Annotated in this window: 19 protein-coding genes and 1 tRNA gene; 16 read left to right on the forward strand and 4 right to left on the reverse strand. The window is 69.7% G+C overall.

Translation table 11 applies throughout. The annotated features are described in order from the left end of the window. The first annotated feature begins 84 nt into the window (after positions 1-84). The 14 genes from proB to nrdF all read left to right on the forward strand — a co-directional run bounded on the left by proB (position 85) and on the right by nrdF (position 13927). Positions 85-1338 (forward strand): glutamate 5-kinase, encoded by a 1254-nt coding sequence (gene proB / locus RF640_RS13200; protein WP_035930013.1) that lies wholly within the window; start codon positions 85-87, stop codon positions 1336-1338. Beyond that, positions 1335-2693: a glutamate-5-semialdehyde dehydrogenase gene (locus RF640_RS13205; RefSeq protein WP_336649794.1), complete on the forward strand. Its 1359-nt coding sequence runs from the start codon at positions 1335-1337 to the stop codon at positions 2691-2693. Before proB ends, RF640_RS13205 begins: the two co-directional genes overlap by 4 nt. A gap of 122 nt (positions 2694-2815) precedes the next feature. Then, complete coding sequence (locus RF640_RS13210; protein ID WP_017834605.1) at positions 2816-3064, forward strand: hypothetical protein; 249 nt, start codon at positions 2816-2818, stop codon at positions 3062-3064. 94 nt (positions 3065-3158) lie between these two features. Then, entirely contained in the window at positions 3159-3806 is a 648-nt protein-coding gene (gene nadD, locus RF640_RS13215; protein ID WP_336649813.1) for a nicotinate-nucleotide adenylyltransferase, read from the forward strand. Next, positions 3806-4684 (forward strand): hypothetical protein, encoded by an 879-nt coding sequence (locus RF640_RS13220; protein ID WP_031283631.1) that lies wholly within the window; start codon positions 3806-3808, stop codon positions 4682-4684. The genes nadD and RF640_RS13220 overlap by 1 nt, the downstream gene beginning before the upstream one ends. Positions 4685-4800: 116 nt before the next feature. Then, positions 4801-5211: a ribosome silencing factor gene (rsfS, locus tag RF640_RS13225; protein WP_017834607.1), complete on the forward strand. Its 411-nt coding sequence runs from the start codon at positions 4801-4803 to the stop codon at positions 5209-5211. Between the two features lie 110 nt (positions 5212-5321). Beyond that, positions 5322-5397 (forward strand) — tRNA-Ala (locus RF640_RS13230). Positions 5398-5637: 240 nt separating this feature from the next. Beyond that, positions 5638-6855: a formaldehyde dehydrogenase, glutathione-independent gene (gene fdhA / locus RF640_RS13235; protein WP_031283632.1), complete on the forward strand. Its 1218-nt coding sequence runs from the start codon at positions 5638-5640 to the stop codon at positions 6853-6855. Between the two features lie 106 nt (positions 6856-6961). Beyond that, positions 6962-8032 (forward strand): App1 family protein, encoded by a 1071-nt coding sequence (locus tag RF640_RS13240; protein WP_017834609.1) that lies wholly within the window; start codon positions 6962-6964, stop codon positions 8030-8032. Between the two features lie 42 nt (positions 8033-8074). Then, positions 8075-9574: an aldehyde dehydrogenase family protein gene (locus RF640_RS13245; protein ID WP_368828130.1), complete on the forward strand. Its 1500-nt coding sequence runs from the start codon at positions 8075-8077 to the stop codon at positions 9572-9574. Between the two features lie 298 nt (positions 9575-9872). Continuing rightward, complete coding sequence (gene nrdH / locus RF640_RS13250; protein WP_017834611.1) at positions 9873-10109, forward strand: glutaredoxin-like protein NrdH; 237 nt, start codon at positions 9873-9875, stop codon at positions 10107-10109. 74 nt (positions 10110-10183) lie between these two features. Further along, on the forward strand, positions 10184-10681 hold the full coding sequence (nrdI, locus tag RF640_RS13255) for a class Ib ribonucleoside-diphosphate reductase assembly flavoprotein NrdI (RefSeq protein WP_109222434.1): 498 nt from the start codon (positions 10184-10186) through the stop codon (positions 10679-10681). Beyond that, positions 10678-12837, forward strand: a complete 2160-nt coding sequence (gene nrdE, locus RF640_RS13260) for a class 1b ribonucleoside-diphosphate reductase subunit alpha (RefSeq protein ID WP_035929990.1) — start codon at positions 10678-10680, stop codon at positions 12835-12837. The genes nrdI and nrdE overlap by 4 nt, the downstream gene beginning before the upstream one ends. 91 nt (positions 12838-12928) lie before the next feature. Beyond that, positions 12929-13927: a class 1b ribonucleoside-diphosphate reductase subunit beta gene (gene nrdF, locus RF640_RS13265; protein WP_017834614.1), complete on the forward strand. Its 999-nt coding sequence runs from the start codon at positions 12929-12931 to the stop codon at positions 13925-13927. Between the two features lie 109 nt (positions 13928-14036). Here nrdF and RF640_RS13270 read toward each other — a convergent pair whose 3' ends face one another. The 3 genes from RF640_RS13270 to RF640_RS13280 form a co-directional block, all read right to left on the reverse strand. Further along, the gene (locus tag RF640_RS13270) at positions 14037-14762 is read right to left on the reverse strand and encodes a TIGR02206 family membrane protein (protein ID WP_368828132.1); all 726 of its coding nucleotides are present in this window, start codon (positions 14760-14762) and stop codon (positions 14037-14039) included. Between the two features lie 55 nt (positions 14763-14817). Then, the gene (locus tag RF640_RS13275) at positions 14818-15240 is read right to left on the reverse strand and encodes a hypothetical protein (protein WP_017834616.1); all 423 of its coding nucleotides are present in this window, start codon (positions 15238-15240) and stop codon (positions 14818-14820) included. Positions 15241-15392: 152 nt separating this feature from the next. Continuing rightward, on the reverse strand, positions 15393-16013 hold the full coding sequence (locus RF640_RS13280) for a dihydrofolate reductase family protein (protein ID WP_284563660.1): 621 nt from the start codon (positions 16011-16013) through the stop codon (positions 15393-15395). Positions 16014-16316: 303 nt separating this feature from the next. Between RF640_RS13280 and RF640_RS13285 the strand changes: the two genes are divergently transcribed. After that, the gene (locus RF640_RS13285) at positions 16317-17825 is read left to right on the forward strand and encodes an MFS transporter (protein WP_368828133.1); all 1509 of its coding nucleotides are present in this window, start codon (positions 16317-16319) and stop codon (positions 17823-17825) included. A gap of 99 nt (positions 17826-17924) precedes the next feature. On the opposite strand, the gene RF640_RS13290 is transcribed toward RF640_RS13285, so the two are convergent. Further along, complete coding sequence (locus RF640_RS13290; RefSeq protein ID WP_368828134.1) at positions 17925-18905, reverse strand: patatin-like phospholipase family protein; 981 nt, start codon at positions 18903-18905, stop codon at positions 17925-17927. 473 nt (positions 18906-19378) lie between these two features. Here RF640_RS13290 and RF640_RS13295 point away from each other — a divergent pair, with 473 nt between their 5' ends. Continuing rightward, positions 19379-20359 carry a M12 family metallopeptidase gene (locus tag RF640_RS13295; protein WP_368828135.1) on the forward strand — a complete coding sequence of 327 codons (981 nt, stop codon included), beginning with the start codon at positions 19379-19381 and terminating at the stop codon, positions 20357-20359. The last annotated feature ends 62 nt before the right edge of the window (positions 20360-20421 follow it).

Consider the following 20421-nt stretch of genomic DNA (forward strand, 5'->3'; position numbering starts at 1 on the left):
CGACCGACCCGACACACCGACCGACCCGACACACCGACTGACCGACACACCGACGACGCCCACCGGACGAGGGAGACGCCCAGGATGAACGAGCAGACGAACGAGATCGACGTCGAGCAGCTCGAGGAGGTCGCGGAGAAGTCCGCGGTCCAGCTCAGCAGCGAGAACCGCGGCAAGAACCGGCGCAGCCCCATCGAGCGCCGCGAGGACATCCCGCGCGCCCACCGCGTGGTGGTCAAGGTCGGCTCGTCCTCGCTGACGTCCATCGAGAGCTCGATCGACGAGCAGGCCGTGCGGATGATCGTGGACGCCCTCGGCGAGACGAAGGCCCGCGGCATCGAGCTCGTGTTCGTGTCCTCGGGCGCCATCACGGCCGGTCTGGCGCCCCTGGGGCTGTCCCGGCGGCCGAAGAACCTGGCCGGCAAGCAGGCGGCCGCGGCCGTGGGCCAGGGCCTGCTCATGGGCCGCTACATCGAGTCCTTCGCCCGCTACGGCGTCACGGTGGGCCAGGTGCTGGTCACCGCCGAGGACCTGATGCGGCGCAGCCACTACAAGAACACCCACCGCCAGATCGAACGGCTCCTGGACTTCGGGGTGCTGCCCATCGTCAACGAGAACGACGCCGTGTCCAGCCAGGAGATCAAGTTCGGCGACAACGACCGGATCGCCGCCCTGATTGCCCACCTGATCAAGGCCGACGTCCTGCTGCTGCTCTCCGACGTCGACGCCCTCTACACCATGGACCCCCGCAAGGGCGGGGAGCGGATCCCGGTGGTGAACGACCCCATCAAGGACCTCGAGGGCGTGCAGATCGGGTCGGTCGGCCGCGCCGGCGTCGGCTCCGGCGGCATGGTCACCAAGGTCCAGGCGGCCCGGATCGCCGCGGCCTCGGGCATCCCCGCGCTCGTCACCTCGGCCCAGAACATCACCCGCGCCCTGGACGGCGAGGACGTCGGCACCTGGTTCGCGACCTCCGGCGGGCGGCGCAACGTCCGGCTGCTGTGGCTGGCCCACCTCGCGGACATCAAGGGCTCCCTGACCCTGGACCCGGGCGCCGTCGAGGCGATCCGCGACCGCAACTCGCTGCTGGCCGCCGGGGTCACCGGCGTGTCCGGGACGTTCGAGGCGGGGGAGCCCGTCTCGCTGCGGGACCAGGAGGGCAAGGAGATCGCCCACGGGCTCAGCAACTACTCCTCGGACGAGATCCCGCCGATGCTCGGCAAGTCCACCTCCGTGCTGGCGGAGGAGCTCGGGGACGACTACAGCCGGGAGCTCGTGCACGTGGACAACCTCGTGGTCCTGCGCGCCCGCGGCGCACGGACTAAACTGAAGAAATGACTTCCGCCGCACACGATTCCGTGACCACCGACGAAGCCACCCGCACGACCGGCAAGGCGGTCGTGACCGACACCGGCGTCATCGCCACCTTCGGGGAGGACCCCGTCGCCGGCGTCGCCGCGATGGCCGACGACGCCCGGGACTCCGCCCGCGTCCTGGGCCGCGCCACCCGGGCCTGGAAGGACCGGGCGCTGCTCGCCATCGCCGACCGCATCGAGCGCAAGCAGGACGTGGTGCTCGCCGCGAACGCCAAGGACCTCGAGCGCGGCCGCGTGAACGGGACCTCCACGGCCCTCCTGGACCGGCTCAAGCTGGACGCCGAGCGGATCACCGGCCTGGCCGAGAGCCTGCGCGAGCTCGCCGCGCTGCCCGACCCCGTGGGCGGGTTCGTCCGCGGCAGCACCCTGCCCAACGGCCTGCGGATGCGCCAGGTGCGCGTGCCGATGGGCGTGGTCGGCGCCATCTACGAGGCCCGCCCCAACGTGACCGTGGACATCGCCGGGATCGCCCTGAAGTCCGGCAATGCGGTGCTGCTGCGCGGCGGCTCGGCCGCGGAGGAGTCCAACCGGGCCCTCGTGGGCATCATCCGGGACTCCCTGGCCGACGTGAAGCTGCCCGTGGACTGCGTCCAGAGCGTCGACGAGTACGGCCGCGAGGGCGCGAACGCGCTCATGGCGGCCCGCGGTAAAGTCGACGTCCTCATCCCGCGCGGCGGGCACGGTCTGATCCAGTCCGTCGTCCAGAACGCCAAGGTCCCCGTCATCGAGACCGGCGAGGGCAACGTCCACCTCTTCGTCGACCACTCGGCGTCGAAGAAGATGGCCGTGGACGTGGTCGTCAACTCCAAGACCCACCGCACGAGCACGTGCAACACCACGGAGACCCTCCTGCTGCACCGCGGCTTCGAGCACGGGGCCGCGGTGCTCGCGGCCCTCGACCGGGCCGGCGTCACGCTGCACGTGGACGAGCGGGCCGAGGCCCTGCTGCCGGCCGGCAGCCACCACCTGCGCGCCACCGACGAGGACTGGGGCACCGAGTACCTGTCCATGGACCTGGCCGTGAAGGTGGTGGACTCCCTGGGCGAGGCGCTCCAGCACATCGACCGGTGGTCCACCCGGCACACCGAGGCGATCGTGACCAACGACCTCGCCTCCGCCGAGCGGTTCGTCGCCGAAATCGACGCCGCCGCGGTCATGGTCAACGCCTCCACCCGGTTCACCGACGGGGGCCAGCTGGGCCTCGGCGCCGAGATCGGCATCTCCACCCAGAAGATGCACGCGCGCGGACCCATGGGCCTGGAGGAGCTGACCACCACGAAGTGGATCGTCCAGGGCGACGGGCACGTCCGCGCCTGAGCCCCGGACGCGGCGGGCCCGCCGCGGATTCAGTACGATGAGAGCCGTCCGGGCCAGCCGGCCGAGGCGGCAGGGCCGTCCACCGACCACCCGCCGCCACGTCGGCGACAGAAGGGATCCCCATGTTCCAGCAGACCGTCACCACCGTCCTCGCAGCAGCCGAGGGCGGGCACGCCGCCGCCGAGGCCGGAGTTCCCCCGTGGGTCTGGGGCGCCTCCGTGTTCGTCGTGCTGATCGGCCTCATGGTGGTGACGCTCTCCTTCGCGAACCGGGGCCTCAGCCCGGAGGTCGGCCAGCACCAGGACCCCGCCGACCTGCCCGCGGACGAGCGAGCCATGCTCGACGAGTACGCGGCCAAGCGCCACGGCTGAGCCGGCGAACCCCACCGTCGTGACGACCGCTCCGCAGGACACCGCCGCCCGGACCCGGGACCTGCCCCTGACGGGCACGGCCGTCCCGCCCCGGATGCCGGGCCGCACCCGGCTCGGCGTCATGGGCGGGACGTTCGACCCCATCCACCACGGCCACCTCGTGGCCGCGTCCGAGGTGGCGGGGGAGTTCGACCTCGACGAGGTCGTGTTCGTCCCGACCGGGCACCCCTGGCAGAAGGCCGCAGGGGCGGTGAGCCCCGCGGAGCACCGCTACCTCATGACGGTGATCGCCACGGCCTCCAACCCGCGGTTCACGGTGAGCCGGGTGGACATCGAGCGCGACGGCCCCACGTTCACGGTCGACACCCTGCGGGACCTGAAGCGGCAGCGCCCGGAGGCGGACCTGTTCTTCATCACGGGCGCGGACGTCATGGCGGAGATCCTGACGTGGAAGGGCGCCGAGGAGCTCTGGCAGCTCGCGCACTTCGTCGGCGTCACCCGGCCGGGCCACGACCTGGCCGCGCCCGTGGGCTCCAGCGGCGTGAACCTGCTCGAGGTGCCCGCGATGGCGATCTCCTCCACGGACTGCCGCGCCCGCGTGGCCGAGCACAAGCCCGTCTGGTACCTCGTGCCCGACGGCGTGGTGCAGTACATCAACAAGTACGGCCTCTACCTCGGACCCGAGGACGGGACGACGACGGACCACGTCGGCGCCCGCGGCGTCTCGGCTAAGGCACCCTGATGGCCGGCGAGGACGACGTGCGGGACGGCGCCGCACCGGACCCCGACCGCGCCCCGGCGCCGCCGCCCTCCGGACCGGCGCCCATCATCGACCTCGGGGGGGACGGCGTGCCGGTCCGCCCCGTCAAGCCTCTCGGGCCGCGGCGGCTGGCCCGTCTGCAGCGCGAGCTGGCCGAGCGCGCCCGCGAGCTCGAGGAGGCCGGCGCCGGCCCGGCGGACCCCGAGCTGCTCGAGAAGCAGCGCCGGTTCGCGGAGCTCGCCGCCCAGGCCGGCGCCGCGCAGGCCGACCCGGGCGCTGACACCGCGGTCCGGGAGCCGGTGGCGGCTCCGGAGGCCCCGGCGCCCGGCTCCGCACCGCCCGGCCCGGGGCAGCCCGCTGCGGCCCCGCGTCCTCCGGCGGTGCCGGAGGACCCGCAGGAGCCGCTCGAGCAGATCACCGTCGTGTTCCCCGGCGGCGGCCCGGACGGGCCGGACGAGCACGTGTCCCACGACCCGGTGCACGTCGACCCGGCCCTGTTCAGCAACCGGCTCGCCCCGGAGGACCTGGCGGCGCTCACGCACATCGAGATCGTCGCGCCCACGGATCCCGAGCACCACGGCTCCACACCGGTCGCGCCCGCCGCGGCCGGTGACCACGAGGAGCACGGGCACGCGGAGGACCCACCGGCTCCGCCGGGGGCCGTTCCGTCCGGGCCCGCGGCGTCGTGGCCCGCGGCCGAGGACGATCCGCCGGCCGCCCCCGTGCCGGCCAGCACCGCCGAGGGGCTCGAGCTGCTGGAGCCCCGGGAGTACCGCCGCCGCACGAACGGCGCCTGGTGGTTCCTGCTGCTGGCGGTGCTCGCGGCCCTCGCCGTCGTGCTCGTGCTGTTCGTGCTCTGAGCACCCCGCCGGCTCCACCGCACCGACCGTTCCCGCACCACCCGTACCTGCACGACTCGTCCACTCCAACCGTCCCCACGGGACGGGACCTCCGGTTCGCCGGGAAAGGATCCTCCTTGACTGTCAACGATCTCTCCCTCTCCATCCTCCAGGTCGCGGCCGCCGCGGCGGACGCCAAGCAGGCCCACGACATCGTGGCCCTCGACGTCAGCGAGGCCCTGGGCATCACCGACGCCTTCCTCGTCGCCTCCGCCTCCAACGAGCGGCTCGTCAACGCCGTGGTCGACGAGATCGAGGAGAAGCTCGTCGAGCGCCTCGAGCTGCGCCCGATCCGCCGCGAGGGCCGCTCCGAGGGCCGCTGGGTGCTCCTGGACTACGGCGACGTCGTGATCCACGTGCAGCACGACGAGGACCGGGCGTTCTACGCCCTCGAGCGGCTGTGGCGGGACAGCCCCGTGGTGGACCTCGGACCGCTCTCCGGCCGGACCGCCGCGGCCCCCGCCACCGACGATTTGCCTGGAGCCTGATCGGCTGTCTACTATGAATGCGTTGCCCAGCGAGGCGCTGGAACAACCGGAAAAGGGTGACTGAAAAGGAGCCCGTGAAGGTTGTGATAATGTCTCCGAGGTAACGACCTGGGGCTGTGGCGCAGCTGGTAGCGCATTTGCATGGCATGCAAAGGGTCAGGGGTTCGAGTCCCCTCAGCTCCACCAGGACGAAAGAGCCCGTTCCGCATCACGCGGGGCGGGCTCTTTCGCGTTTTCTCAGCTTCCTTCCCTTCCGTTCGTTGACGCGTCCTGTTACCGTCAGCACCACCGGCGGCCGTCCTCCGTGACCCGGGTCACAGCGAGCTCGAGGCCACAGCGTGGGGAGTTCCGTCGGGGACAAGGGCGTCAACGGTGGAGACCCACCGTGGACGCCCGTGACGGACATCCACCACGGAAGAGGTCATGATGGCAGGGAACAGAGCGGTCGCCTACAAGGGTCCCGGCAAGGTCGAGGTCATCGACACCGAGTACCCGGAGTTCGATCTCAAGGACGCGCCGGGGATCAACCCGGCCAACATCGGCCGGAAGGTCCCGCACGGGGTCATCCTCCGGACCGTGGCCACCAACATCTGCGGCTCGGACCAGCACATGGTGCGCGGGCGCACCACGGCCCCCACGGACCTGGTCCTCGGTCACGAGATCACGGGCGAGGTCATCGAGTGCGGGCCGGACGTCGAGTTCATCAAGGTCGGGGACATCGTCTCCGTCCCGTTCAACATCTCCTGCGGCCGGTGCCGCAACTGCAAGGAGCGCAAGACCGGCATCTGCCTCAACGTCAACCCGGACCGGCCGGGCTCCGCCTACGGCTACGTGGACATGGGCGGCTGGGTCGGCGGTCAGGCCGAGTACGTGCTGGTGCCCTACGCGGACTGGAACCTGCTGAAGTTCCCGGACCGGGACCAGGCCCTGGAGAAGATCATGGACCTGACCATGCTCTCCGACATCCTGCCCACCGGCTACCACGGCGTGGTGACGGCCGGGGTGGGCGTGGGCTCGACCGTCTACATCGCCGGTGCCGGACCGGTGGGCCTGGCCGCGGCGGCCTCGGCGCACCTGCTGGGAGCCGCGGTGGTGATCGTGGGCGACATGAACGAGCAGCGGCTGGCCCAGGCCCGCAGCTTCGGCTGCGAGACCGTCGACGTCTCGAAGGGCTCGCCCGCCGAGCAGATCGAGCAGATCCTGGGTGTCCCGGAGGTCGACTGCGGCGTGGACGCCGTCGGCTTCGAGGCCCGTGGGCACGGCAAGGACGCCTCCCACGAGGCCCCGGCCACCGTGCTCAACTCCCTGATGGACATCACCGCCGCCGGCGGGGCGCTGGGCATTCCGGGCCTGTACGTCACCGGGGATCCCGGAGCCGTGGACGAGGCCGCGAAGAAGGGGTCCCTGTCGATCAGCCTCGGCACGGGATGGGCGAAGTCGCTGTCCTTCACCACGGGGCAGTGCCCGGTGATGAAGTACAACCGGCAGCTGATGATGGCGATCCTGCACGACAAGATCCAGATCGCCAAGGCCGTCAACGCCAAGGCCATCCCGCTGGAGGAGGCGCCGCAGGGCTACGCCGAGTTCGACGCCGGGGCGGCCACCAAGTACGTGCTCAACCCCAACGGCTACATCAAGAACTAGTCCGCGGACCCCGACCGCCCGCGGGGCGGGCCGCACCGGACCTCCGGCGCGGCCCGCCCCGCGGGCGCCGCCGTGTCCGCGGTGTGCCCTGTGGAAGACTGGGCGCATGGCCAAGAAATCCAGCAGCTCGGAGCTCAAGCAGACCGTCGACCAGGTCGCCGAGGAAGCCATCAACGTGGGCTACCGCCTCGAGCAGCGGCTCCACCGGTTCCGGCAGCGGCGCGCCGAGGCCCGCGGGGACATCCCGGTCATGGTGGCCTTCGAGGGCTACGGCTCCGAGCACCACGTGCGGGTCCTGGGCCGGGCCCTGCTGAAGACCCGGGGGCTGATCGAGTCCACCGACGAGAGCGCCGAGTCCATCCGCGGCTGGCGCTCGTTCACCTCCGTGCCCATCGCCTTCGCCCACGTCAACATCTGGATCGACGAGTTCGAGTTCCACCTGGTGGCCGACAAGGGCGGGGTGGTCGACGTCGACCTGCAGGTGTCCCTGGCCCCCGGCGAGCACACCGTGTGGATGCAGACGGAGGGCTCCGAGACGGTCGAGTCCCGCGTGTTCGTCGTGGCCGACGAGCAGCGCATCGGGGTGGTCTCCGACATCGACGACACCGTCATGGTCACAGCCCTGCCCCGGCCCATGCTGGCCGCCTGGAACTCGTTCGTGCTCAACGAGCACGCCCGCACGCCCACCCCCGGGATGGCGGTCATGATGGACCGGCTGCTGCACCGCCACCACGAGGCGCCGTTCCTCTACCTCTCCACGGGGGCGTGGAACGTGGCGCCGACCCTGCGCCGCTTCCTCACGCGCAACGCCTACCCGGCCGGGGCCCTGCTGCTCACCGACTGGGGACCCACCACGGACCGGTGGTTCCGGGCCGGGGCCGCGCACAAGGTTCAGAACCTCGAGCGGCTGGCCCGCAACTTCCCCCACGTGCGCTGGATCCTCATCGGCGACGACGGCCAGCACGACCCCGAGATCTACAGCGGCTTCGTGCACCGCTATCCCGAGCACGTGGCCGCCATCGTGATCCGCAACCTGTCCCCGGCGGAGGCCGTGCTGGCCGGCACCCCGCTGGTCAACGAGGAGCGGCGGGTCACCATCCCCGAGGGCACGCTGTGGATCGAGGGCAACGACGGCGCCTCGATCTCGCGGCAGCTCGCGGAGCACGGCCTGCTCTGACCGGCGGGCTGCGGCGTCCGAGCCGGGCCCTACCCTGGACCCATGACCAGCACCCGCAGCACCCTCCCCGCCCCCGCACCGGCAGACGACTCGGCAGACGTCCCGGCGGACACTTCGGCGGACTTCCCGGCCGTGGACGCCGCCGTCGCCGGTGCCCGGGCGGCCTTCGTGCCCGACGTCGACCTCGCGACCCGGCTGGACCGGCTGCACCGGCTCGAGGACCTCGTGCGGGAGAACCGGACGGTGCTCGAGGAGGCGCTGGCCACCGACCTCGGCAAGCCCCCGGCGGAGGCGTGGCTGACCGAGCTCGGCTTCACCCTCGAGGAGATCGCCGGCATCCGCAAGGAGCTCGGCCGCTGGATGACCCCGGCCCGCGTCCCCGTCCCGCTGAGCCTCGCCCCGGCCCGCTCCCGCGTGGAGCACCAGCCGCTCGGGACCGTGCTCGTGATGGCGCCGTGGAACTATCCCGTCCAGCTCGTCCTGAGCCCCCTGGCGGGAGCGCTCGCCGCCGGCAACACCGTCGTCGTCAAGCCCTCCGAGGTCTCCGCGACCGTCTCCGGGGTGCTGGCCGAGCTGCTCGAGCGCTACCTGGGGGACTGCGTGCGCGTGGTCGAGGGCGGCGTGCCGGAGACCACGCGGCTGCTCGAGCACCGCTTCGACCACGTCTTCTACACCGGCAACGGGACGGTGGCCCGGATCGTGATGGCCGCCGCGGCCCGGCACCTGACCCCGGTGACCCTCGAGCTGGGCGGGAAGTCCCCGGTCTGGGTGGACGGCTCGACCGATCTGCGCACCGCCGCGCGGCGGATCGTGTGGGGGAAGTTCCTCAACGCCGGCCAGACCTGCGTGGCCCCGGACCACGTGCTCGGCACCCCGGAGACGCTCGCCGCTCTCGAGCCGGAGCTCCTGCGGGCCGTGGAGGAGCACTACGGCGAGGACCCGGCCCGCAGCGACTCCTACGGGCGGATCGTCACCGGGCGCCACCTCGACCGGCTGGTGGGGCTCCTGGAGCAGGTCCCCGCCCACGACGTCGTCTGCGGCGGGACCGCCGAGCCGGGGGAGCGCTACCTCGCGCCCACGGTGGTGCGCTCCGCCCCGGACGGCCCGCTCATGGCCGAGGAGCTCTTCGGTCCCGTCCTGCCCCTGGTCCCGGTCGCCTCCGCGGAGCACGCCGTCGAGCTGATCACCGCCGGGGACAAGCCGCTGGCCCTCTACGTGTTCTCCGAGGAGCGCTCGGTGAAGGAGCTGTTCCGTCGGCGCACGTCCTCCGGCGGACTGTCCTTCAACGCCCCGCTGCTGCACCTGACCAGCCCCGAGCTGCCGTTCGGCGGCGTGGGGGAGAGCGGCACCGGCGCGTACCACGGGAAGTTCTCGTTCACCACGTTCTCCCACGCGCGCGCGGTCCTGGACAAGCCGCTCGCCCCCGACACGCTGCGGGTCGTCTACCCGCCCTACCGGGGCCTGCGGGCCCGCCTCGCGGCCGCGGCGGTCGGGCTGCGCCGGCCCCGCCGCCGGACCCGACACGCCGTGTCCGAAAATTAATCCTGTCCACCGGCCGGGGGTCCCGCGGTGCGCACAGCCTGTGCACAACGGGACCCCGGCGGCGGGATTCCGCGACCCCCCGCGGAGACCCCCTGTGGATGGCCGGCGGTGGTTCTGGGGATAGCGAGAGAGGAGCTGTGGACAACCCTCACCACTGCATCTAGGGGTCGCTTCCCCTTCCTGGCACTAGATGTAGTATTGAAATCAGCCACCCGGAGAGACCCCTTCACCGCCGCAGACCCTGCGGAAGTCCCGGATCTCCCCCACAAACCACCCGATCGACCAAGGGGAAACAGCGATGTCCGTGACCGTGTACAGCAAGCCGGCCTGCGTCCAGTGCAATGCCACCTACCGGGCCCTGACCAAGAAGGGCATCGAGTACAACGTCGTCGACGTCACCGAGGACGAGGCCGCCCTGGCCCACGTCCTGGCCCTCGGCTACCAGCAGGTCCCGGTCGTCGAGACGGCGACCGAGCACTGGTCCGGCTACCGCCCGGACAAGATCACCTCCCTGGCCGTCCTCCTCTCGGCCTGAGGCCGGAGCGCCGCCCGCTTCCCCGCGGCGCCCCGGTCCATCCACCACCGACCCCATTTCGGAGCGCGGAAGCAATGAGCACGCACCACCCCGGCACCCGTCCCGGGACCGCTCAGCAGGACCACGGCGACACCGCCGCGGCACCGGACAGCCACGCCCCACTGGTGGTCTACTTCTCCTCGGTCTCCAACAACACGCACCGCTTCGTCGAGAAGCTCGACGCCCGCGTGCTGCGCCTTCCTCTTCTGACCGGGGAGGAGCCCCCCGAGATCACCGAGCCCTTCGTGCTGGCCGCCCCGACGTACGGGCGGCCCAACGGCAGCGGGGCCGTCCCGCCGCAGGTCGTGAAGTTCCTCAACAAGGAGACCAACCGGCGGTTCCTGCGCGGCGTCATCGGCGCGGGCAACACCAACTTCGGGTCGGCGTTCTGCCTGGCCGCGGACAAGATCGCGACCAAGTGCGGCGTCCCCGTCCTCTACAAGTTCGAACTCATGGGCACCCCCGAGGATGTCCACCAGGTAAATCAAGGATTGGAACAGTTTTGGCGACAATTTCCGCAGCTCCGGGCGTGAGCGTCGAGCCCGGCCACGAGGACACGCGCGTCCCCGAGAAGTACCGGGGCCTGGGCTACCACGAGCTCAACGCCCTGCTGAACCTCTACGACGCCGACGGCCACATCCAGTTCGACGCCGACCGGCAGGCCGCCCGGCAGTACTTCCTGCAGCACGTGAACAACAACACCGTCTTCTTCCACGACCTCGAGGAGAAGCTCGACTACCTGGTCTCGCACCAGTACTACGAGCCCGAGGTCCTGGCGAAGTACAGCATGGAGTTCATCAAGGAGCTCTCCAAGCGCGCGTACTCCCAGAAGTTCCGCTTCGAGACCTTCCTGGGCGCGTTCAAGTTCTACACGTCCTACACGCTGAAGACCTTCGACGGCCAGCGCTACCTCGAGCGCTTCGAGGACCGTGTGGTCATGGTCTCCCTCTACCTCGCCGACGGCAACGAGCTGCTCGCCACGCAGCTGGTCGACGAGATCATCTCCGGGCGCTTCCAGCCGGCGACCCCCACGTTCCTCAACGCGGGCAAGCAGCAGCGCGGCGAGCTCGTCTCCTGCTTCCTGCTCCGCATCGAGGACAACATGGAGTCCATCGGGCGGTCGATCAACTCCGCCCTGCAGCTGTCCAAGCGCGGCGGCGGCGTGGCGTTCGCGCTGACCAACGTCCGCGAGGCCGGGGCCCCGATCAAGAAGATCGAGAACCAGTCCTCGGGCATCATCCCCATCATGAAGCTGCTGGAGGACTCCTTCTCCTACGCCAACCAGCTGGGCGCCCGCCAGGGCGCGGGCGCGGTGTACCTGCACGCCCACCACCCGGACATCTACAGCTTCCTGGACACCAAGCGGGAGAACGCGGACGAGAAGATCCGGATCAAGACCCTCTCCCTGGGCGTGGTCATCCCGGACATCACGTTCGAGCTGGCCAAGAAGAACCAGGACATGTACCTGTTCTCCCCGTACGACGTGGAGCGGGTCTACGGCATGCCGTTCTCCGACGTCAACGTGTCCGAGAAGTACCACGAGATGGTCGCGGACGGCCGGATCACCAAGAAGAAGATCAACGCCCGCGAGTTCTTCCAGACCCTCGCCGAGGTCCAGTTCGAGTCCGGCTACCCGTACGTCATGTTCGAGGACACGGTGAACCGGGCCAACCCGATCGACGGCAAGATCATCATGTCCAACCTCTGCTCCGAGATCCTCCAGGTCTCCGAGCCGTCCACGTACCACGAGGACCTGAACTACGACGAGGTCGGCAAGGACATCTCCTGCAACCTCGGCTCCCTCAACATCGCGCTGACCATGGAGTCCCCGGACTTCGGGCAGTCCGTGGAGACCGCGATCCGCGGGCTCACCGCGGTGTCGGACATGTCCGACATCACCTCGGTGCCCTCGATCGAGCGCGGCAACCAGATGTCCCACGCCGTGGGCCTCGGGCAGATGAACCTGCACGGCTACCTCGCCAAGGAGCACATCCACTACGGCTCCGAGGAGGGCCTCGACTTCACGAACATCTACTTCTACACGGTCACGTACCACGCGGTCCGCGCGTCGAACGAGATCGCGAAGGAGCGCAAGGCGGTGTTCGCCGGCTTCGAGCGGTCCCAGTACGCGTCGGGGGAGTACTTCACCAAGTACACCGACCGTGACTGGGTCCCGGCCACCGGGCGGGTGCGGGAGCTGTTCGCCGAGGCGGGCGTGCACATCCCCACCCGGGCGGACTGGGAGCAGCTCAAGGCCTCGGTCATGGAGCACGGCATGTACAACCAGAACCTGCAGGCCGTGCCGCCGACCGGGTCGATCTCCTACATCAACAACTCGACGTCCTCGATCCACCCGATCGCCTCGAAGATCGAGATCCGGAAGGAGGGCAAGCTGGGCCGCGTGTACTACCCGGCGCCCTTCATGAACAACGAGAATCTGGAGTACTTCCAGGACGCGTACGAGATCGGCTACGAGAAGATCATCGACACCTACGCCGCGGCCACCCAGCACGTGGACCAGGGCCTGTCGCTGACCCTGTTCTTCAAGGACACGGCCACCACCCGGGACATCAACCGGGCGCAGATCTACGCGTGGCGCAAGGGCATCAAGACGATGTACTACTCCCGCATCCGCCAGCTGGCGCTGGAGGGCACCGAGGTCGAGGGCTGCGTCTCCTGCATGCTCTGACCGCCGGAGCCCCGGCGACCACCCCACAACTCCCCGCGCGCGTCCGCAGGACGCGCGCGGGGGTCCACCCCGTTCGAGGAAGAGACAGATCATGACTCTGGAGAAGAGCGAGAGCATCGACAAGGTGCAGCTGCTCCACCACCAGGCCCAGGCCATCAACTGGAACCGGATCGAGGACCCCAAGGACGACGAGGTCTGGGACCGGCTGACCGCGAACTTCTGGCTGCCCGAGAAGGTGCCGATCTCCAACGACGTCCCCTCGTGGAAGACCCTCACCGCGGAGGAGCAGCAGCTCACCATGCGGGTGTTCACCGGTCTGACGCTGCTGGACACCATCCAGGGCACCGTGGGCGCCGTCTCCCTGATCCCGGACGCCGTCACCCTGCACGAGGAGGCGGTGTACACCAACATCGCGTTCATGGAGTCGGTGCACGCGAAGTCCTACTCCTCCATCTTCTCGACGCTGTCCTCCATGAAGGAGATCGACGACGTCTTCCGCTGGTCACGGGAGAACCCGTACCTGCAGAAGAAGGCCGACATCATCATCAAGTACTACAAGGGCGACGACCCGCTGAAGAAGAAGGTGGCCTCGACCCTGCTCGAGTCCTTCCTCTTCTACTCCGGGTTCTACCTGCCCATGTACTGGTCCTCCCGGGCCAAGCTGACGAACACGGCCGACCTGGTGCGCCTCATCATCCGTGACGAGGCCGTGCACGGCTACTACATCGGCTACAAGTTCCAGCGCGCCATGGCCCTGGAGTCCCAGGAGCGTCAGGACGAGCTGAAGCTCTACACCTACGAGCTGCTCGAGGAGCTCTACGAGAACGAGGTGCGCTACACCGAGTCCCTCTACGACGGTGTCGGGTGGACCGAGGACGTCAAGAAGTTCCTGCACTACAACGCCAACAAGGCCCTGAACAACCTGGGCTTCGAGGCGCTGTTCCCGAAGGAGATGACCGACGTCTCGGCGGCCATCCTCTCCGCGCTGTCCCCGAACGCGGACGAGAACCACGACTTCTTCTCCGGCTCGGGCTCCTCCTACGTGATCGGCAAGGCCGTGAACACGGAGGACGAGGACTGGGACTTCTGATCCCGGCCTGAACCATGAGGACGACGACGGCGGTCCGGTCCACCTTCCCGAGGTGGGCCGGACCGCCGTCGTCGACAGGCATGACTCGATCCCGTGGTGCCGTGCTGCCTCAGCCTGCCGCGCCGACCCGGGGGTCGGCGGTGCTCTGTCGCCGGATCGTCCAGGGCCAGGTGATGAGCGCCCAGGCCACGGCGATGATGAGGAACTCGACCAGCAGGTACCACGGCCAGGGTCCGAGCAGGTCGAGGATCGAGGGGTTGTCCGGCTTGCCGTTGAGGAAGCCGTAGTTGGTCCCCAGCCAGCTGTTGAGTGCGAAGGCAGCCATGGCCCACATGACGGTGACGACCATGGCCAGGCGGTAGCTGCCCCAGTCGACGCGGCCGACGCGTCCCCAGATCAGGTACAGGGTGGCCCAGAGGACCAGGATGTGCTGGACCCAGAGGTCGATGAAGTCGATGTGGGGGAAGTCCGGCGAGTCGAGTGCCGGGGTGAGGATGGCCTGCGGGTTGAGAGTCAGTCCCCAGTAGTAGGTGAGCGCCGTCGCCCAGCGGGCCCGTGTCCACAGGGCGATGACAGCGACCATCCACGCGAGGTCCGAGAGGTGGACCGGCAGAGAGATGTGGACGTCGAAATTGTCCGGCACCGACCGGTAGACGAGCATCGTCACCGTGTACGCGGTCAGCACCGCGGCGAAGGCCCGCGAGAACACCACCTCGGCCGGGGAATCCCGAAGGCGGCGGCCCAGCATCACCACGAGCACAGCCCCGAGGACGCAGATGCCCAGAGCGGCCCAGTGAGTGGGGCCGTAGGGTACGAAGACCTCCTCGTTCGGCATCGCCGTCCCCCCCTCCACCGGGTCTCCTGGGTGGTGCGCCCGTGAGGCCAGGACATCAGATCCGGTCGTCCAGGGCCATGGGCGGGGCAGTGTGGACCGGAACCGGCGCCGGACCGCCGTCCGAGCTCTTGGCCTTGCCCGGACCGATGCTGCGGGTCACGGAGACCAACTGGTAGGGCCTCTTGGCCCGGGGCCGCGTGTCACGCCGGAGCAGCGCCACCCATCCTTCGCCGGCAACGTCGATCTGCTTCAAGGGCCGGGTGAGGTAGCTGACCACCGTCGGCGGCGTGGTGGATCGATCGATGCGGACCCCGCCGACGAGACCGGTGTTGAAATCGCGGGTCCAGGCGTTCTTCGCCGGCGTGGCCGAGGCAATGTGCTCTGCGAACTCCGACGGCACCACGAAGGTCGCGATCCTGCCTTCCACACCCTGCAGCCGCAACGGCACCCGGTACCGCGGTGCCTCCAGCTCGTCCATCCCAGGCCCTTCTTCGCGGGTTCGGACGGCCGCATTATAGCGGATCCCTCTGGATGTCTTCCTCCACGTGATCGACGCGGCGGCGGCACCGGTCACCCGGAGACCCGGTTGCCGGTGAGAGGGATGCGGAGATCAGGGCGTCACGGAGTCGTTCACCGCGTCGGCTGGGAGACGTCCACGCCGGTGACCGGGTCGCCGGCCCGCTCGTAGACGAGTGAGACCGCTCCCTTCGGGAACGCCCGCGGCGGCTGCGCCAGGGTGAAGGCGGCCGGGACGGTGCCGTCGCCGAAGACGCGCTTGCCCGAGCCCAGCACCAGCGGATAGAGGAGCAGGTTCAGCCGGTCGACGAGGTCTTCCCTCAGCAGCGTCCGCACGAGGTCGCCGCTGCCGATGACGTGGATCTCGCCGAACCGGTCCTTGAGGGCGCGCACCTCGGCGGCGACCTCCGTCAGCACCGTGGTTCCCTCCCACGACGGGTCGGTCAGCGTGCGGGACACGACGAACTTCGGCACCGTGTTGAACTTCGCGGCGATCGGGTCGGCGTCGCCGTGGTCCGGCCAGTAGCCGGCGAAGATGTCGTAGGTCCGGCGACCGAGCAGCAGTGCGTCGATGCGCTCGATCCCGGCGCCGATCGTCGCGCCCGATTCGTCGTCGAAGTACGTCGCCTGCCAGCCGCCGAGCTCGAAGCCGCCCGCACGGTCCTCGTCGGGCCCGCCCGGCGCCTGGTAGACGCCGTCGAGGGTGAGGAAGAGGTCGACCTGGATGATGCCCATGACGTGGTCCTTCGGTGTGCTCCGACGACATCCGTGGTGCCCAGTTTTTCGCCACGGGATCCGGGGGTCAACCCGTTGCCCCCGGATGACGGCGCGCCCACGCGCGAGCGAGGATCCTCGTGCGTCCTCAGCACGAAGCGCGGGTTCGTCGGCCTCAGAACGGCGGGTTTGTCCGGCGGGGATCGTCCGGTGCGGCGTGCTCGGCCGGACCCGGGAGTGGAGGGCTGCCGGGCGGTCACGGCGGTGTTCCGTCGTCGGCTCCGAGCCGTTGGCCTGTCCGCGCCCGTCACTAGACTGAGCCGCATGAACGAGCAGGAACCGGGCCGGTCCCGGGCCGCCTCGGCACCCGCAGGCCGTGCGGCGCTTCCCGCGGACGCGACCGCCACGTCCGTTCCCATCGATGCCGCCGAGGGGTCGGGGCTGATCGATCCCGAGGCCGTGGACACCTCGGTGCGCAGCCCGGCGCAGCGGTCCCGCACCTTCGCCGGGATCCTGGTGAACACCGCCCTCGCCAACATCACGACCAGCTACCTCTGGTTCGCCCTGACGTTCTGGGTGTATCTGGAGACGCGCAACGTCATCGCCACCGGGGTGGTCGGCGGCGCCTACATGCTGCTCATCGCGCTCTCCAGCATCAGCTTCGGCACCTTCGTGGACCGCTACCGCAAGCTCGCCGTGATGCGCTTCGCCGCAGCCTTCACCCTGGTGATGTTCGTGCTGGCGGGCATCCTGTTCCTCCTCGCCCCGGCGGCCTCGATGGCGGACCTGACCCGCCCGTGGATCTGGGTCTTCGCCCTGGTCGTCCTGATCGGGGCGGTGGTCGAGAACATGCGCAACATCGCCCTGTCCACCACGGTCACGATCCTCATCGAGCCGGACCGGCGCGCCAACGCCAACGGCCTGGTGGGCATGGTGCAGGGCCTGATGTTCATCGTGACCTCGGTGCTCTCCGGGCTGTCGGTCGGACTGTTGGGCATGGGCTGGACGGTCGTGGTCGCCGTGGCGCTCACGGCCGTGGCCTTCGCGCACCTGTTGACGCTGCGCATGCCCGAGGAGGTGCGTGCCGCGGCCACGGACGCCCACGGCAGCTTCGACCTGCGGGGGGCGTTCGCCGCCGTGCTGGCCGTGTCCGGGCTGTTCGCGCTGATCCTGTTCTCGACGTTCAACAACTTCATCGGCGGCGTCTACATGGCCCTGATGGACCCGTACGGTCTGGAGATGTTCCCCGTGGAGATCTGGGGCGCGGTCTTCGCACTCGGCGCCACCGGCTTCATCGTGGGCGGGGCGCTGATCGGCAAGTTCGGGCTGGGGTCCAATCCGCTGCGCACCATGTTGTTCGCGGTGATGGCGATGGGCGTGCTCGGCGCAGTGTTCACCGTGCGGGAGTGGGCCTGGCTGTATGTCCTGGGCATCTGGCTCTACATGGTGCTCTTCCCGTTCGTGGAGGCGGCGGAACAGACGGTCATCCAGCGGGTCGTGCCGCTGGAGCGGCAGGGCCGTGTCTTCGGCTTCGCCATGGCGTTCGAGTCCGCGGCGGCGCCGGTCACCGCGTTCCTCATCGCACCGATCGCCCAGTTCTGGATCATCCCGTACTCGCGGTCCGCGGAGGGCGGCGCCCAGCTGGCCCCGCTGCTCGGCGAGGGCACCTCGCGCGGCATCGCCCTGGTGTTCCTGGTGGCCGGCATCGTCATGGTCGCCGCCGCGCTGCTGGCCTTCCTGACCCCGGTCTACCGCCGGGTCTCGGCGTCGTACGCCCAGGTCGCGGCGGAGGACGCCGCGGACGGCGTCACTGCCTCCCGGTCCTCCGCATGAACGAGTCCCACCGCCGGCCCGGTGAGCCCGGGCTTCCGGCCGGGGGGCGGGACGGGGCCGGCACTCCGGCTCGACCGGATCGGCAGGCCTGCGCACGCCTCAGCGGTGTGCGGCGATGTAGGCGTCGAAGTCCCACGGTGGGCGGGTGGCCGAGCCGTCGAGGAACTTCTCGGCGGCGGCCCGGCCGCTGCGGTAGAGGAAGTCCCGGTCCTCGTCGGTGAGGTTGAAGTCGGTGGCACGGATGGCGCCGGTGTCGACGAAGATCGTGCGGGCCTGGGCGTCGAGGGATTCGATGTGCATCTGGTCGTAGAAGCCGGTCATGGTCTTGAGCATGGCCCGGCTCATGCTCACCGGCCCCTTGATCGGGTAACCCTTGCCCTGGACCGCGTCCGGATGGGCCGAGAGCTTGATGCCCAGTGTCGGCCACCTCGGAACGGTGCCCGGCGGGGCGTCGAAGGCGGCGATCGGGAAGTTGGAGAGCATCCCGCCGTCGACCAGCCAGGCTTTCTTCCCGTCGGCGGTGTCCCAGCGGACGGGCCGGTAGAAGAACGGGATGGACATCGAGGCCCGGACCGCCTCGACCACGTGCTGGGCGCCCCGGTCACGGCCGAAGTCGTCGTAGTCCCAGGGCAGGTAGCGCAGCCGGCCCCTGCTGATGTCCGAGGCAGTGACCACCAGCCGGTAGGACCGCTCCGGGGCGGGGGGCCGTTCCTCGTCGGTGTAGGGCAGGTCGGCGAAGGTCCGCACCCCGTACTCGTCGAGCTGGGACTGCAACCAGGATCGGAGGTGCTCGCCGAGGTAGATGCCGTTGCGGGCGAGGATCCCTGCGGCCTTGCCCGCGGTGTAGCGCGTGAGGCGGGAGCCGTCGCGGAAGTCCGGGTACTGGACGGAGCCGATGATGTCCACCAGCTTGCTCGCCGGGGCGCCGGCGGCGACCAGGGCCCCGACGATCGCTCCGGCGGAGGTGCCGGCGACCCGTTTGAAGCGGTAGCCGTGCTCCTCGAGGACCTCGATGGCTCCCACCAGGGCGATGCCCTTGACGCCCCCGCCCTCCAGCACCAGGTCGGCATACCGTTCCATGCTGTCCACGCCCCTTCGGCAGGTTCGATCCCCGAGGTCAGTACAGCAAATGCCGTGCGGGCACGGAACGGCTGCCCGATATCGGGCCCCGTGTGACGGGAAAGAATTCGCCGGACAACAATCAGCGGTCGCGGAAATTCCCTGGTATTCCCGTCAGCACACCGAAACACGCTCTGACCAGGGCACGAACCCGTGCACCGGAATTCTTCATCTCGGCGTCACATGGTCACAGCCGCAGCACGGGAACGTCCGTCTGCTTTCACGTGCGACCCACCCGTGATTATGTCGATGCACATCACTCCGCCGGTATTCTCAGTACGCCGCAAAAAAGCGTTGGAGAACGGTTGCCGGGGGTCCTCCTGCCACCCCGAACGGGACGTGCGGGAGTCGCGATCACACGACAGGCGCTTGTCCAGGAGCCGAGAACGATGAATTCCTCAGTTCGTCCCTACTGTGCTGCCAAGCCACGCATCGTGCGTCCCCTCCCGGAGGGGCTGGTGGGCATCAGACAGCGCCTCGTCCGGGTGATGGCCCAGAAGTGGGTCAACGGGACAGTGCTCCGCTACGCGTTCCGGGAGGGCCCCGAGCCGCAGCGCCAGGCGGTGCGCAGCGCGTTCCGGGAGTGGAAGGACCTGGAGATCGGCCTCGGGTTCCAGGAGGTGGACGAGCCGGGGGAGGCCGAGGTCCGGATCTCCTTCGACCAGGCCGACGGGTCGTGGTCCTATCTGGGCAGGGACGTCCTGACGATCGGCACCCAGGACGCGACCATGAACTTCGGCTGGGACCTGACCGACGAGTACGGGCGCACCACGGCGCTGCACGAGATCGGCCACACGATGGGCCTGCCCCACGAGCACCAGAACCCGTTCGCCGGGATCGTCTGGGACGAGGCGAAGGTCTACGCGTTCTTCGCCGGGGCACCGAACCACTGGTCCCCGGAGACCACGCACCACAACGTCCTGCGCAAACTGGGCCAGGACGAGGTGGAGGGCTCGACCTGGGACCCCGACTCGGTGATGCAGTACTCCTTCCCCGGAGGCCTCATCAAGGAGCCCGCCCGCTACCAGCCGGGCATCAGCCCTCCGGGCGGCCTGTCGGCCAAGGACCAGGACTGGGTGCGGAAGTTCTACCCGGTCCTGCCGGACGTGCTCCCGACGCTCGAGCCGTTCCGGTCCACGCCCCTGACCCTGGTCCCGGGGCAGCAGGCGGACTTCGAGATCACCCCCGCCCTGTCGCGGAAGCACCAGATCGCCACCTTCGGGACGGCGGACACCACCCTGGTGCTCTTCGAGGAGGTCGACGGAGAGCTGCGCTTCCTCGCCGGCGACGACGACAGCGGGGAGGACCGCAACTCCACCCTGTCGGCGAAGCTCTTCCGGGGGAGGCGGTACGTCGTCCGCGTCAGGCTCGCCTGGGCAGGACAGTCCGGGGACACCGCCATCATGTGCTGGTAGCCGGGGCGGGACCGGCTCGGTTCCCTGAGCGGCGCCCCTCGGCCAAGCACCCCACCCGGCCA

The sequence above is a fragment of the Kocuria sp. CPCC 205231 genome (assembly GCF_040980965.1).
In the GTDB taxonomy this organism is placed as follows: Bacteria; Actinomycetota; Actinomycetes; order Actinomycetales; family Micrococcaceae; genus Kocuria; species Kocuria rosea.